Source organism: Brevundimonas sp. P2_A6 (assembly GCF_056404975.1).
In genome coordinates, this window is the sequence record NZ_JBFUCZ010000002.1 from 279,283 (window position 1) to 292,580 (window position 13,298).

The 13,298-nt window shown below is 68.5% G+C and carries 12 protein-coding genes; 6 read left to right on the forward strand and 6 right to left on the reverse strand.

Annotation, left to right across the window (positions count from 1 at the left end; genetic code table 11):
• Positions 1-58: 58 nt before the first annotated feature.
• Positions 59-1,375 (forward strand): FAD/NAD(P)-binding protein, encoded by a 1,317-nt coding sequence (locus AC1DW4_RS06855; RefSeq protein ID WP_477016504.1) that lies wholly within the window; start codon positions 59-61, stop codon positions 1,373-1,375.
• Here AC1DW4_RS06855 and AC1DW4_RS06860 read toward each other — a convergent pair.
• The gene (locus AC1DW4_RS06860; protein WP_477016505.1) at positions 1,366-1,815 is read right to left on the reverse strand and encodes an SRPBCC family protein; all 450 of its coding nucleotides are present in this window, start codon (positions 1,813-1,815) and stop codon (positions 1,366-1,368) included. The two genes, AC1DW4_RS06855 and AC1DW4_RS06860, sit on opposite strands and share 10 nt — an antisense overlap.
• 50 nt (positions 1,816-1,865) lie before the next feature.
• On the opposite strand from AC1DW4_RS06860, the gene AC1DW4_RS06865 reads away from it, so the two are divergent.
• Positions 1,866-2,189, forward strand: a complete 324-nt coding sequence (locus AC1DW4_RS06865; protein WP_477016506.1) for an ArsR/SmtB family transcription factor — start codon at positions 1,866-1,868, stop codon at positions 2,187-2,189.
• Here AC1DW4_RS06865 and glmM read toward each other — a convergent pair.
• A complete protein-coding gene (glmM, locus tag AC1DW4_RS06870) occupies positions 2,186-3,535 on the reverse strand; it encodes a phosphoglucosamine mutase (RefSeq protein ID WP_477016507.1) in 1,350 nt (449 codons plus the stop codon). The genes AC1DW4_RS06865 and glmM overlap by 4 nt on opposite strands.
• A gap of 120 nt (positions 3,536-3,655) precedes the next feature.
• Between glmM and glmS the strand changes: the two genes are divergently transcribed.
• The 4 genes from glmS (at position 3,656) to AC1DW4_RS06890 (ending at position 8,626) form a co-directional block, all read left to right on the forward strand.
• Positions 3,656-5,485: a glutamine--fructose-6-phosphate transaminase (isomerizing) gene (gene glmS / locus AC1DW4_RS06875; RefSeq protein WP_477016508.1), complete on the forward strand. Its 1,830-nt coding sequence runs from the start codon at positions 3,656-3,658 to the stop codon at positions 5,483-5,485.
• 70 nt (positions 5,486-5,555) lie between these two features.
• On the forward strand, positions 5,556-6,434 hold the full coding sequence (locus AC1DW4_RS06880; protein WP_477016509.1) for a UTP--glucose-1-phosphate uridylyltransferase: 879 nt from the start codon (positions 5,556-5,558) through the stop codon (positions 6,432-6,434).
• Between the two features lie 82 nt (positions 6,435-6,516).
• Positions 6,517-7,755 (forward strand): NAD-dependent epimerase/dehydratase family protein, encoded by a 1,239-nt coding sequence (locus tag AC1DW4_RS06885; protein WP_477016510.1) that lies wholly within the window; start codon positions 6,517-6,519, stop codon positions 7,753-7,755.
• A gap of 7 nt (positions 7,756-7,762) precedes the next feature.
• Positions 7,763-8,626, forward strand: a complete 864-nt coding sequence (locus tag AC1DW4_RS06890) for an SDR family oxidoreductase (protein WP_477016511.1) — start codon at positions 7,763-7,765, stop codon at positions 8,624-8,626.
• On the opposite strand, the gene AC1DW4_RS06895 is transcribed toward AC1DW4_RS06890, so the two are convergent.
• The 4 genes from AC1DW4_RS06895 to pheS form a co-directional block, all read right to left on the reverse strand.
• A complete protein-coding gene (locus tag AC1DW4_RS06895) occupies positions 8,623-9,243 on the reverse strand; it encodes a DUF1134 domain-containing protein (protein ID WP_477016512.1) in 621 nt (206 codons plus the stop codon). The genes AC1DW4_RS06890 and AC1DW4_RS06895 overlap by 4 nt on opposite strands.
• Before the next feature lie 108 nt (positions 9,244-9,351).
• Positions 9,352-11,790 (reverse strand): phenylalanine--tRNA ligase subunit beta, encoded by a 2,439-nt coding sequence (gene pheT / locus AC1DW4_RS06900; protein ID WP_477016513.1) that lies wholly within the window; start codon positions 11,788-11,790, stop codon positions 9,352-9,354.
• Positions 11,787-12,197, reverse strand: a complete 411-nt coding sequence (locus AC1DW4_RS06905; protein ID WP_477016514.1) for a hypothetical protein — start codon at positions 12,195-12,197, stop codon at positions 11,787-11,789. The genes pheT and AC1DW4_RS06905 overlap by 4 nt, the downstream gene beginning before the upstream one ends.
• A 1-nt stretch (position 12,198) precedes the next feature.
• Entirely contained in the window at positions 12,199-13,275 is a 1,077-nt protein-coding gene (gene pheS, locus AC1DW4_RS06910; protein ID WP_477016515.1) for a phenylalanine--tRNA ligase subunit alpha, read from the reverse strand.
• Between the last annotated feature and the right edge of the window lie 23 nt (positions 13,276-13,298).

The following is a 13,298-nucleotide window of genomic DNA, read 5'->3' on the forward strand; positions in this document are numbered from 1 at the left end:
CCCGGTTTGACCGTGTCGCCGCACCGGTTCAGAACCCGGTGATTGTGCGGGAGGCTCAGTGACCGGACCGATCGACAGCGTGGCCATCGTCGGCGGGGGGTTCTCGGGGGCCATGCTGGCGGCGCGGCTGGCCGAGCGAGGCATGTCGTCGACCCTGATCAACCGGACGGCCGATTTCGGGCTGGGGGTCGCCTATTCGACGCCGTTCGACGGGCATCTGCTGAATGTTCGCTCGGGACGGATGAGCGCCCTGGCCGACCGACCGGACGATTTCGTCGAATGGCTGACCGTGAACCATCCGTCTATGTCGGACCCCGACGGTTTCGCGCCGCGCCGTCTGTTCGGCCTCTACGTCCAGTCCCGCCTGGCCTCGGTCGAAGCCGCCCGGCCCGGTTTAATCCGAAAGGTGATCGGAGCAGTCGCAGCCATCGATCCTGCCGGCCTTCGCCTGCAGGACGGCCAGACCCTTGCCGCCGACGCCGTCGTCCTGACCACCGGCAATCCTGCCCCGTGCACCGCGAGCGCCGCCGATCCGTCGAGCGCCGTCATCCGCGATCCCTGGGACAGGGGTGCGCTCGGCCGGATCGGGATGGCCGACGACATCCTCCTGATCGGCACGGGCCTGACGATGGTCGATGTCCTGCTGAGCCTGGACGCCGGCGGATGGACCGGTCGTGCGACGGCCCTGTCTCGTCGCGGGCTGCTGCCCCGGGGCCATGCCCTGCGCCCGGACAGCCCCGTGTCGCCGACGCCTTTGCTCCTGACCTCCACCCTGTCCAGCCGGCTGGCAGAGGCTCGCCGCCTGTCCGCTGAGGGCAGTTGGCGCGAGGTGATGGAGGGCCTGCGCCCCCTGACTGCCGATCTATGGGTGCAGGCCGACCTTCGGACACGCGGCCGGATGGTCCGCCATCTGCGGCCCTGGTGGGATGTCCATCGCCATCGGGTGGCACCCGCCATCACCGCCGTCATCGACGGTCTGCGCGGGAGCGGCCGTCTGGATGTCGTCGCCGGGCGGGTTCGCGAGATCGCGGCCGATGGCGAGGGCGTAGGCGTGACCTGGACCCCACGGGACGGCCGCGCACGCCCGGCGCTGAACGCCCGCTGGCTGATCGACTGCACGGGGCCGGGCCACGCGCCCGACGCCGATCCCCTGACCGCCCCACTGCTGGTTTCAGGCCGCGCGCGACTGGATCCGCTCCGCCTGGGGCTCGATCTCGACCCGTACGGTCGGGTGCTCGATGCTGCCGGCGATCCCGACCCCCGGCTTTATGTCCTCGGCCCGCCGGCCCGCGCCGCCTTCTGGGAGACCATCGCCGTGCCCGATATCAGGAAGCGGGTCGAGGACGTGGTGGCTGCCCTGGCCGGTCAGGCATAGGCCCCGCTGCGCAGGTTGATGCCATATTCGACGTGCGCCTTGAGCGCCGACAGCATCTGGGTCCAGCCCATGCAGTTGCCATAGGACGCCTTCAGACCTTCGGGCGTTTCCTGCCAGCGTTCCTCGGCGATGGTCACCAGGGTCCGCCGGTCATCGTCCAGCGGCCTGAACGTCATGGTGACGGTGGTCTTGCCTTCGTCGGCCGCCTTGGCCGACCAGCGCAGGACGATCCTTTCGTCCTGCACGACCTCGATCACCTCGACCGGAAAGGCACCGGGGAAATCGGCGAAGTCCCACTGGACCGTGGCCCCCGTCTCCAGCCGCCCGACCGCGCCGCCGGTGGTGAAATACTGGGACAGCTTGGCCGGATCGGCGACCGCCTCGAACACCTCGTGGACCGGCTTGCCGACCCGCGTCGACACCTCGAATTTCAGCTCCATCGTCCCACTCCATGGTTGATGGCGGGCCTTATATGTTATAGAAACATAACATGTCAAACGACGACGCTCTGGACGCCGTGTTCAAGGCCCTGGCCAACCCCGTCCGCCGCCGTCTGCTGGATGCGATGAAGGACGCCCCGCGCACGACGGGCCAGCTGTGCGAGGCGGAACCGTCGCTGGATCGATGCACGGTGATGCAGCATCTGAAGGCGCTGGAGGGGGCTGACCTGATCATCGTCCGGCGCGAGGGTCGGGAACGCTGGAACCACCTGAACGCCATGCCGATCAAGGCGGTGCACGACCGCTGGCTCGCGCCCTATACGCGGGGCGCGGTGGCCATGCTGGCCGACCTGAAAGACCGCGTGGAGGGCTAGCCCGCCGCCTTCACGGCCGCCGAAACATCGGCAACGACACGTTTGACCAGGGCGCCGTCATCGCCCTCAGCCATTACGCGGATCAGTTTTTCGGTGCCGGAAGGTCGGACCAGCAGGCGGCCCGAGCCGTTCAGCGCCGCGTGCCCCTCGGCGATGGCCGCCTTCACCCCGGCGTCCTCCAGCGGCTTGCCGCCGGTGAAGCGCACATTCTGGAGCAGCTGCGGCACGGGCTCGAACTGGCGGGCCAGTTCGCTCATCGGCTTGCCGCTCTCGACCAGCACGGCCAGCACCTGAAGCGCCGCCATCAGGCCGTCGCCTGTCGTGGCATGGTCGTGCAGGATCAGGTGGCCCGACTGCTCGCCGCCCAGGTTGAACCCGCCCGCGCGCATCCGCTCCATCACATAGCGGTCGCCCACGCTGGTTCGCTCCAGCGTCAGGCCGTCGGCCTTCAAGGCGCGTTCCAGCCCCAGATTGGACATGACCGTCGCCACCACGCCGCCGCCCTTCAGCACGCCGCGCCGCGCCCAGTCTCGGCCGATCAGGGCCATGATTTGGTCGCCGTCCACCACCTTGCCGTTCTCGTCGCAGATGATCAGCCGGTCCGCGTCGCCGTCCAGGGCGATGCCGATGTCGGCCCTGTACTGCTTGACCGCCGCCGCCAGGGTTTCTGGATGGGTCGAGCCACAGTCGGCATTGATATTGGTCCCGTTCGGCGACACGCCCACGGCGCAGACCTCGGCCCCCAACTCGAACAGGGTGGTCGGCGCGACGCGGTATCCAGCCCCGTTGGCGCAGTCGATAGCGATGCGCAGGCCCGACAGCGACAGGTTGCGGGGAAAGGCCGCCTTGGCGATCTCGATATAGCGCGGCGGGGCGTCGTCGATCCGTTTGACCCGACCCAGCCGGTTGGACGGGGCCAGACCCTCATCCAGGCCGGCGTCCATCATCGCCTCGATCTTCAGCTCGATCTCGTCCGACAGCTTGTAGCCGTCGGGCCCGAACAGCTTGATGCCGTTGTCGGCGTAGTCGTTGTGCGAGGCCGAGATCATGACGCCCAGGTCCGCGCGCATGGAGCGGGTCATCATGGCCACGCCCGGCGTCGGAATGGGGCCGAAGGTTCGCACGTCCATCCCGACCGATGCGAAGCCCGCGACCAGGGCCGGTTCGATCATATAGCCCGACAGGCGGGTGTCCTTGCCGATCACGACCAGATGGCGGCGGTCGTCGCCCGACATGAACAGCTTGCCTGCCGCCAGCCCGACCCGCAGGGCGATCTCGGCCGTCATCGGCGACACATTGGCTTTGCCGCGAATGCCGTCGGTCCCGAAATATTTGCGCTCGCCCATCGTCAGCTCCCGGCCGAAATCATCCGAAACGCCTTTTTAGGTGATGACGTCTTAAGCCCGTCCTAGAGCAGGACATCGACGCCGTCATCATTGGGCGGGGCGGACCCACGGAGACCCCCTATGTGCGGCATCATCGGCGTCACCGGCACGGGTCCGGCGGTTCCCCGGCTGATCGACAGCCTGAAGCGGCTGGAATATCGCGGCTACGACTCCGCCGGGGTCGCCGCCATGGTCGACGGGCGGATCGAGCGTCGTCGCGCCAAGGGCAAGATCCGCGAGCTGGAGGCGGTCCTAGCCACCGAACCCCTCAACGCCACGATCGGCATCGGTCATACCCGCTGGGCCACCCACGGCGCACCGACGACGCCCAATGCCCACCCGCACAAGGCCGGTCGCGTCGCCCTGGTCCACAACGGCATCATCGAGAACTTCGCCGAGCTGAAGGCCGAACTGACCGCCGAAGGCCGCGTCTTCGAGAGCCAGACCGACACCGAAGTCGTCGCCCATCTGCTGGACCATGAACTGTCGTCGGGAAAGGCGCCGCTGGACGCCTTCAAGGCGACGCTGGATCGCCTGACCGGCGCCTATGCCCTGGCGGTGCTGATCGAAGGCGAGGACGAGCTGATCCTGGGCGCACGCAAGGGCTCGCCCCTCGTCGTCGGCTGGGGCGAGGGGGAGATGTACCTGGGCTCGGACGCGCTCGCGGTCGGGCCTTTCACCCAGAAGATCAGCTATCTGGAAGAAGGCGATTTCGTTGCCGTCACCCGCTCGGGCGCGACGATGTTCGACGCGTCCGGTGCTCCGGTGGACCGGCCGGTGGTGCAGGTCTCCGCCTCCTCGGCCATGGTCGAGAAGGGCGCCTATCGCCACTTCATGGAAAAGGAAATCCATGAACAGCCCGACAGCGTACAGCACACCCTGTCTCATTATCTCGACCTGGTGACCGGCAAGGCCAAGGTGCAGACACTGCAAGCCGGGGCGATCGACTTCGCCGCCGTCGACCGCATCCAGATCGTCGCCTGCGGCACTGCCTTCTATGCCGGCCAGATCGGTCGCTATGCCTTCGAGAAGATTGCGGGTCTGCCCTGCGACGTCGAGATCGCGTCCGAGTTCCGCTACCGCTCGCCCGCCGTGACGCCTGGCACCCTGGCCGTCGCCGTCAGCCAGTCGGGCGAGACCGCCGACACCCTGGCCAGCCTGACCTGGTGCAAGGGTCAGGGACTGAAGACGGCCGCCGTGGTCAACGTCCATTCCTCGTCCATGGCGCGCGAAGCCGATGTGCTGTGGCCCACCCATGCGGGGCCGGAGATCGGCGTCGCCTCGACCAAGGCCTTCACCGCCCAGGTGTCGGCCCTGCTGGCTCTGGCCGTCGCCGCGGGCGTGGCGCGCGGCAAGGTCGACGGCCAATCCGAGGGCGAACTGGTCAAGGCCCTGTTCGAGGCTCCCCGCCTGATCGCGGAGGCCTTGCAGATGGACGCCGACATCCGGGCCGTCGCCCACGACCTGGCCAAGGCGACCGATGTCCTGTTCCTGGGGCGCGGGGCGATGTTCCCTCTGGCCATGGAGGGCGCGCTGAAGCTGAAGGAGATCAGCTACATCCACGCCGAGGGCTATGCCGCCGGGGAGCTGAAGCACGGCCCCATCGCCCTGATCGACGAAGCGACCCCCACCATTGCACTGGCTCCCCTGGACGATGTCTTCGAGAAGACCGCCTCGAACCTGCAGGAGGTGGCCGCGCGGGGTGGACCGGTCATCATGATCGCGCCGCGAACGGCCCCCGATCCGCACGGCGCGGGCATTCAGCGCATCCATGCGCCGGACTGCCATCCCCTGATCGCGCCCCTGGTTTATGCCGTGCCGGTGCAGCTGCTCGCCTATTACACCGCCGTCCAGAAGGGCACCGACGTGGATCAGCCCCGCAACCTGGCCAAGTCCGTGACGGTGGAGTGATCCCCAAGCGGAGGGAGACGAAGCCGCGCGACATGCGTTAGGCTGCCACCACTGTCAGGGGAGCTCGTCCATGCCGTCATCGTCGTCCCGCGTCCGCAAGGCCGTATTGCCCGTCGCCGGTCTGGGCACCCGCGTCCTGCCCGCCGCCAAGACGACGCCCAAGAACATGCTGAACGTGTTCGACCGGCCGATCCTGTCGCACATCGTCGAGGAAGCGCGCGCCTCCGGCATCGAGCACATCATCTTCGTCGTCGGGCGCGGCCAGGGCTCGATCGAGGACTATTTCGACCACGCCTACGAGATGGAGGCGATCCTGAAGGCCAAGGGCAAGGATGCGATCCTGGACATGGTGGTCGCCGACCTGCCCCGGCCGGGGGAGATGAGCTTCGTGCGTCAGATGGCACCGCTGGGTCTGGGTCACGCCGTCTTCTGCGCGCGAGACCTGATCGGGGACGAGCCGTTCGCCGTCATGCTGCCCGATATGCTGATGATGGCCGACACCCCCGCCCTGAAGCAGGCCATCGACGCGCACGAGCGCACCGGCGGCAATGTCGTCGTGGTCGAACAGGCCCCCGAGGGCGAGACCCACAAATACGGCATCGTCGCCCTGGACGGTCACGACGGCCGCCTGAACCGCATGGTCGGCATGGTCGAGAAGCCGCCCCTGGGGACCGAGCCGTCCAACCTGTTCATCTCCGGCCGCTATGTCCTGACGCGCGACATCTTCCCCTTGCTGGCCGACCAGCAGACCGGCGCGGGCGGCGAGATCCAGCTGACCGACGCCATGGCCCGGCTGATGAAGGTGCGCGATTTCCACGCCCTGGAATACGAAGGCACGACCTATGACTGCGGTGATCCGGTCGGTCTGCTGCGGGCCAACGTCGCCTATGGGCTGAAACACGCCGGCCTGGGACAGGCTGCGCGGGCAGCGATCGAAGGCTTGCTTTAGGCCCTGGGCCGAACCGTCACGCTTTGCCCGCCCTCGTCCTTCGGCTACGCATATCCCAACGATCACAAAGGGAAGCGACGGCATGAAGGTTCTGGTCCTGGGCGGCGACGGTTTTTGCGGCTGGCCGACGGCGCTGCATCTGTCGGCGCGGGGCTGGGACGTGGTCATCGTCGACAACCTGAGTCGCCGCGACATCGACGTCGAACTGGGCGTCCAGTCCCTGACGCCCATCGGCACGATCCAGGACCGGATCGCCGCCTGGAAGGACGTGTCGGGCAAGGACATCGGCTTCGTCAACCTGACGGTCGGCAAGGATTTCGACGGCCTGGTCGCCCTGATCCGAGAGGAGAGGCCCGACAGCGTGGTCCACTTCGCCGAACAACGCGCGGCCCCCTATTCGATGAAGTCGGCGCGGCACAAGCTCTACACCGTCGACAACAACATCAACGCCACCAACCACCTGCTGGCCGCCATCGTCGAGAGCGGGCTGGACGTGCACCTGGCCCACCTGGGGACCATGGGCGTCTATGGCTACACCACCGCGGGTCTGCGCATCCCGGAAGGCTACCTGACCGTCACGGTCCAGACGGACTTCGGCCCGACCGAGCAGGAAATCCTGTTCCCGCCGAACCCGGGCAGCATCTATCACATGACCAAGACCCAGGACGCTCTGCTGTTCCAGTTCTATGCCAAGAACGACGGCGTCCGGATCACCGACCTGCACCAGGGCATCGTCTGGGGTGCCCAGACCGAGGAGACCAGGCAGGACGAGCGGCTGATCAACCGGTTCGACTATGACGGTGACTACGGCACGGTGCTGAACCGCTTCCTGATGCAGGGGGCTCTGGGCCATCCGCTGACGGTGCACGGCACGGGCGGGCAGACGAGGGCTTTCATCCACATCCAGGACACGGTGCGCTGCGTCGAGCTGGCGTTGCAAAACCCGCCGAAAGGGGGCGATCGCGTCAAGATCCTGAACCAGATGACCGAAAGCCGCCGCGTCCGCGACCTGGCCGCCCTCGTCGCCGACCTGACGGGGGCCGAGGTCCATAATGTCGCCAATCCGCGCCAGGAGGCGGACGAGAACGAACTGGTGGTCGCCAACGACCAGTTCCGCGATCTGGGCCTGAAGCCGATCACCCTGGCCGAGGGGCTGATGGCGGACGTCACCGACATCGCCCGCCGCTATGCCGACCGGGCCGACCGATCGAAGATTCCGTGTGTGTCCGCCTGGAATGGCGCGCGGGCCGAGGCGATTCGGGCGGCCCCCGCCTGTGACGCGGCCCCGACCCGGCCAGCGCGCGCCAAGGTCCTCGGCTGATCCGCTCATGACCAAGCCGTCGCTGCTGATCTTCGGGACGGGCTATCTGGGCCTGACGGCGGCGCATGAGGCGACGCGGCGCGGCATGGGCGTCGTCGCCACCTCGCGCGACCCGGACCGCCGCGCGGCCATGGAGGCGCAGGGCATCACGGCCGTCGATCCAGAGGATGAAAGGGCGATGCAGGCGGCGGTCGCCGAGGCCTCGGCCATCCTGATCACCGCCCCGCCGGACGCCAAGGGCTGTCCCGGCGCGCGCGGCCTGTTGCCCGCCCTGACCGCCAGCGGGGCCTATCCGGACTGGATCGGCTATGTGTCCTCCACCGCCGTCTATGGCGACCGCGCGGGCGGCTGGGTGTTCGAGGACGACGCCCTGAACGCCGCCAGCCTGGAGGGCGCGCGCCGCGTCCGGGCCGAGGCGGACTGGCTGGACGCCGGGCGCGGCATGGGGCTGACGGTGCAGATCTTTCGTCTGCCCGGCATCTATGGACCTGGCCGTTCGGTGGTGGATCGTCTGCGTGACGGCTCGGCCCGGATCGTGCGCAAGCCCGGCCAGATCTTCAACCGGGTCCATGTCGAGGACGCGGTGGCGGGCACGTTCGCCTCCATCGCCCGCCCACGACCCGGGGCCGCCTACAACCTGTGCGACGACGAGCCGTCCTCCGCCGACGTAGTCATGATCTGGGCCGCCGCCCGCATGGGCCTGCCCAGCCCGCCCGAGGTCGACTGGACCGACCCCTCGGTCTCCGACGCGATGCGGCGGTTCTACCTCGACAGCAAACGCATCTCGAACGCCCGCGCCAAGGCCGAACTGGGCTGGCGACCGATGTATCCGAGCTGGCGGGAGGGACTGGAGGCGCAGCTGGCCGATTAGAACGGCAGCAGGTTTCTCTGCCGCGAATAGGCCATCGTCCCGACGTTGGCGCCCAGGCGCAGGCCGACGCCGGTGCGGACGGGGGCCAGGACGATGCCGTCGGCTCGCTGGTAGTTCACGCCCACGCCGCCGACCAGATAGGCCGAGCCCTCGACCCCTGGATAGCGGCGATAAATCGCGTCGGGCGCATACAGGCCATAGACCAGGGTGAAGACCCTGGAGGCGTTGCCGCCGACGTCCCAGCCGACCGAAATCCCCTGCCAGAACACCTCCTGCGAGGCCGACAGGTCCTTCATGTGCAGGGCGCCGCGACCGTAGCGCAGGCCGACGACAGCAGCCCCGGCACCCTCTTCGCCCGCGATATAGGCCGTGGGGCGGTCGCCCTGATCGGCGAAGATCTTCTCGATCGCGGCCCCCATGGCCTCGGCCGCGATGCCCAGCTCGCGCGACCCTGCCGCGACCAGTTCGTCGGCGGTATAGGCCGGTGCCGTGTCGTCCGAGGCAATCGGATACTGCGGCTCGTTCGGCGCACCCGCCTGGGGCGTGGTGGCACAGGCGCCGAGCGCGGTCATGGCTGTGGCGGCGAAGCCGGTCTGGATCAGGTGGCGGCGGTGCATGGCGGTGTCCCCGAAAGCTGTTCGTCCGCGACGCGGGCGAGGCCGCAGGGTCGCTGGGTTTTGCGGCAGACTTGGGGCTGTAGAGTTAACGAGACCTTACCGGCCCCATCAACTTCGCAGGACCGCCCCCAGCTTTCCGGCCGCCGTTACGATCCGAGACGAAAGTGCCTCGATCTCCGGCTCGGTCAGGGTCGCCTCGCGGGGCTGGATGACGACTTCGAGGGCGATCGACTTCGATCCTTCGGCCACGCCCGGCCCGCGATAGACGTCGAACACGCGAACCTCGGCGATCAGGGCCTTGTCCGCGCCCTGCACCGCCCGGACCAGATCGCCCGCGGCCCGGTCGTCCGCGACGACGAAGGCGAAGTCGCGGGTCAGGGGCATCAGGTTGGGAAGGTCCGCATTGCCGCGCGCCTTGGTCGGCTTCGACTTGGGCTCGGGCACCGCGTCCAGGACGATCTCGAACGCCAGCATGGGGCCGTCCGCATCGAGTGCCTTGAGCACGCGCGGGTGGACCGCGCCGAACTCGGCGATCACGGTCTTGGGTCCCAGCTGAAGCCGCGCCGACCGGCCCGGATGCCACCAGTCGCGGTTGGACCCCTGCGCCAGCTGCAACGATCCGACCGGCGCGCCGATGGCGTCCAGGACGCTCATCAGATCACCCTTGAGCCCGAACAGAGCGTCTTCGCCCGGCCCGGCCCAGTGACGCGCGGCGCGGGCGGAGATCAGGCCCGCGATGACGGTGCGCTGATCGCGAGGCTGGTCGCCCAGATAGATCGGCCCGATCTCGGACAGGGCGACGTCGGCGTGGCCGCGCGCGGCGTTCCTGGCCGCCGCCTGGATCAGGTTGGGCAGGATCGAGGGCCGCATGCAGTCCAGGTCGGACGCGATGGGGTTGTCGACGATCAGCCGTTCGTCGCCACCCCCGAACAGGGCGGCGATATCGAGCCGCGTGAAGGACCAGGTGACCGCCTCGGCATAGCCCAGGGCCGCCAGGGCGCGGCGGGCGATGCGCACCCGGGTCTGGCGCGGGTTCAGCACGCCCTTCGACGGCGATCCCTGATCGGGCAGGGGGGTGGAGGGCAGGTGCTGGAAGCCGTGGATGCGGGCGACTTCCTCGACCAGATCGGCCTTGCCCGAAACGTCGCGACGCCACGACGGGGGGGTCACGATCCACGGACCGGGCGCATCGGCGGGCGCGGCCTGCACGAGGAAGCCCAGCTGGCCCAGGATGGTGCCGATCCGGTCGTTCGTCAGGTCCATGCCCGACAGCTGTTTCACATAGGCGGGGTCGAAGGCGAAGGCGGCCGGGCTGGCCGGGGGTTCGCCGACGAAGACGATCTCGGACGGTTCGCCGCCGCACAGGTCCAGGATCAGCCGCGTCGCCAGCTCCAGCCCCGGCGTGACCGAAACCGGATCGACGCCGCGCGCGAACCGGTACTGGGCGTCGGAGCTGATGCCCAGGCTGCGACCCGTCTGGGCCGTGACCAGCGGATCGAACCAGGCGCTTTCCAGGAAGACGTCGGTCGTCTCGTCCGAACAGCCGGTCGATTCTCCGCCCATGACACCGCCCAGGCCGACGGGGCGCTCGCCCCCGGCGTCGGCGATGACACAGACGGTCGGATCGGCGGAATAGGTCTTGCCGTCCAGGGCGATCAGATGCTCGGGCGTGCCGGCCGCGATGTGCTCGCTCCCGGCCGAGACCTGTCCCGCCCGCACCAAGATCTCGGAGCCGACCAGCTTGCCCACATCATAGACGTGCAGCGGCCGGGCGCGGTCATAGGCGATCAGGTTGGTCACATCGACCAGCCGGTTGATGGAGCGCAGGCCGATGGCCTGAAGCCGGGTCTGCAGCCAGGCCGGCGACGGACCATTTCGAACGCCCCGGATCACCCGCCCGGCGAACACCGGGCACATCTCGGGCGCGTCCAGCCGCACCGTGATCGGACAGGGGAAGGCCCCCCGCACCACGGCGATGTCGAAATGCTTCAGCGTGCCCAGCCCCGTCGCCGCCAGATCGCGCGCGATCCCCGTGACGCCCAGCCAGTCCGGCCGGTTGGGTGTGACCTCGAAATCGATGACCGGCTCGGCCCCGAACAGTTTGGCCACGGGCGTGCCGACCGGAATCTCCGGCGGCAGTTCCTGGATGCCGTCGCTCTCGTCGGCCAGCTGCAGTTCGGAGGCCGAACACAGCATGCCGTTGGACACCACGCCCCGAACGGGCTTTTCGACCAGGGTGACGCCCAGACCCGGCACCCAGGCGCCGATCGGGGCATAGATGGTGGTCAGGCCCGCCCGCGCATTGGGAGCACCGCAGACGATCTCCTTCATCCCGTCGACCGTCTCGACCTGACAGACCTGCAGGCGGTCGGCGTTCGGATGCCGCTCGGCCGACACGATCCGGGCCACGGTGAACGGGGCCAGCGCCACCGTCGGATCGGTGACGTGCTCGACCTCCAGCCCGGCCATGGTCATGGCCTCGGCCACCTCGGCGGCGGAGGCGGTCGTCTCGAGGTGGTCCTTCAGCCAGGAGAGCGTGAACTTCACGAGAGGGTCCCGAACCGCGGCGTCGTGCGGATCGCCTTCATGCTGTCCATGAAGGCGGGTGCGCCGGTGAAGCCCACTTCGGTGAACTCGCACCCTTCGAACTTGCAGTTCAACAGGGGCACCGCGCCCGTCGCCCGCTCGCCCAGCGGCTGGAACAGCAGGTTGTTGATGTCGCCGCGCGGATCGCCGAAATTGCAGTCGTCGAAGCTGGTGCCGCGCGAGGGCATCAGCAGGGCCGGTCCGTTGATCCGACAGCCCCGGAACACCCGGTCCTGAATGGCCGGAACCATGCGGGCCATGCTGGCCGCCAGGATCTGGTGCACGAACAGGTCGACGTCCTCGAACAGGGCGGCGTCGAAATCGGTCGGGGCCTTGAAGGCGCGCGTGATCGGCAGTCTGGAGGTCATGTCAACTCAGTCCACTGGAGGGATTGGGGGCGGCGAAGGCTGAAAAGCCGTAGTGGGCCAGCCAGCGCACGTCGGCCTCGAACATGGGGCGCAGGTCCGGCACGCCGTATTTCAGCATGGCCATCCGATCGACGCCCATGCCGAAGGCGAAGCCCTGCCATTCGTCCGGGTCGATGCCGCAGCTTTGCAGAACATTGGGATGCACCATCCCGCACCCCAGGATTTCCAGCCAGTCGTCGCCTTCGTTCAGCACCAGCTTGCCGCCCGAACGGTCGCAGCGGATGTCCATCTCGGCCGAGGGCTCGGTGAACGGGAAGTGGTGCGGCCGGAACCGTGCATGGATGCCCTCCAGCTCGAAGAAGCGCGCGACGAAGGTCTCCAGCGTGGTCTTCAGGTGACCCATGTGGATGTCCCGGCCGATCACCAGACCCTCGATCTGGTGGAACATGGGGGTGTGGGTGGCGTCGGAATCCTTCCGGAAGGTGCGGCCCGGCGCGACGATGCGGATCGGCGGCTCCTGGCTCATCATCGTCCGCACCTGCACCGGGCTGGTGTGGGTGCGCAGGACCTTGCGCTCGCCCGTTTCGGGGTCGGGCCGAAGGAAGAAGGTGTCGTGGGTCTCGCGCGCCGGGTGTTTGGGTGGGAAGTTCAGGGCGGTGAAGTTGTGGAAGTCGTCCTCGATGTCCGGGCCCTCGGCCACGGCGAACCCCATCTCGGCGAACAGGGCGATCATCTCGTCCATCACCTGCATCGTCGGGTGGACCCCGCCCTTGCGGCGCGGGCGAGACGGCAGGGTCAGGTCGATGCGTTCGGCCAGCAGTCGGGCGTCCAGCTCGGCGGCTTCCAGCTCGGTCTTTCTCGCGGCGATCGCGGAGGTCACCCGATCGCGCAGGCCGTTGATGACCGGCCCCTGTTCGCGTCGCTCGTCCGGGCTCATCGCCCCCATGCCCTTCAGCAGGCCCGAGATCGTGCCGGTCTTGCCCAAGGCGGCGACACGGACGCCTTCGACCTCGGCCACGCTGGTCGCGCCGCCGATGGCGTTGATCAGGTCGAGTTCGAGGCTGGCGAGGTCGGTCATGGTGCGGTTCGTCTAGCGGCTGC

Coding starts and splice junctions, on each gene's coding strand:
- AC1DW4_RS06895 (WP_477016512.1), bottom strand. CDS start 9,243: ATGCACCGCCGCCACCTGATCCAGACCGGCTTCGCCGCCACAGCCATG.
- glmM (WP_477016507.1), bottom strand. CDS start 3,535: ATGGGCGAGCGCAAATATTTCGGGACCGACGGCATTCGCGGCAAAGCC.
- glmS (WP_477016508.1), top strand. CDS start 3,656: ATGTGCGGCATCATCGGCGTCACCGGCACGGGTCCGGCGGTTCCCCGG.
- AC1DW4_RS06890 (WP_477016511.1), top strand. CDS start 7,763: ATGACCAAGCCGTCGCTGCTGATCTTCGGGACGGGCTATCTGGGCCTG.
- AC1DW4_RS06905 (WP_477016514.1), bottom strand. CDS start 12,197: ATGACCTCCAGACTGCCGATCACGCGCGCCTTCAAGGCCCCGACCGAT.
- AC1DW4_RS06865 (WP_477016506.1), top strand. CDS start 1,866: ATGTCAAACGACGACGCTCTGGACGCCGTGTTCAAGGCCCTGGCCAAC.
- AC1DW4_RS06880 (WP_477016509.1), top strand. CDS start 5,556: ATGCCGTCATCGTCGTCCCGCGTCCGCAAGGCCGTATTGCCCGTCGCC.
- pheS (WP_477016515.1), bottom strand. CDS start 13,275: ATGACCGACCTCGCCAGCCTCGAACTCGACCTGATCAACGCCATCGGC.
- AC1DW4_RS06885 (WP_477016510.1), top strand. CDS start 6,517: ATGAAGGTTCTGGTCCTGGGCGGCGACGGTTTTTGCGGCTGGCCGACG.
- AC1DW4_RS06860 (WP_477016505.1), bottom strand. CDS start 1,815: ATGGAGCTGAAATTCGAGGTGTCGACGCGGGTCGGCAAGCCGGTCCAC.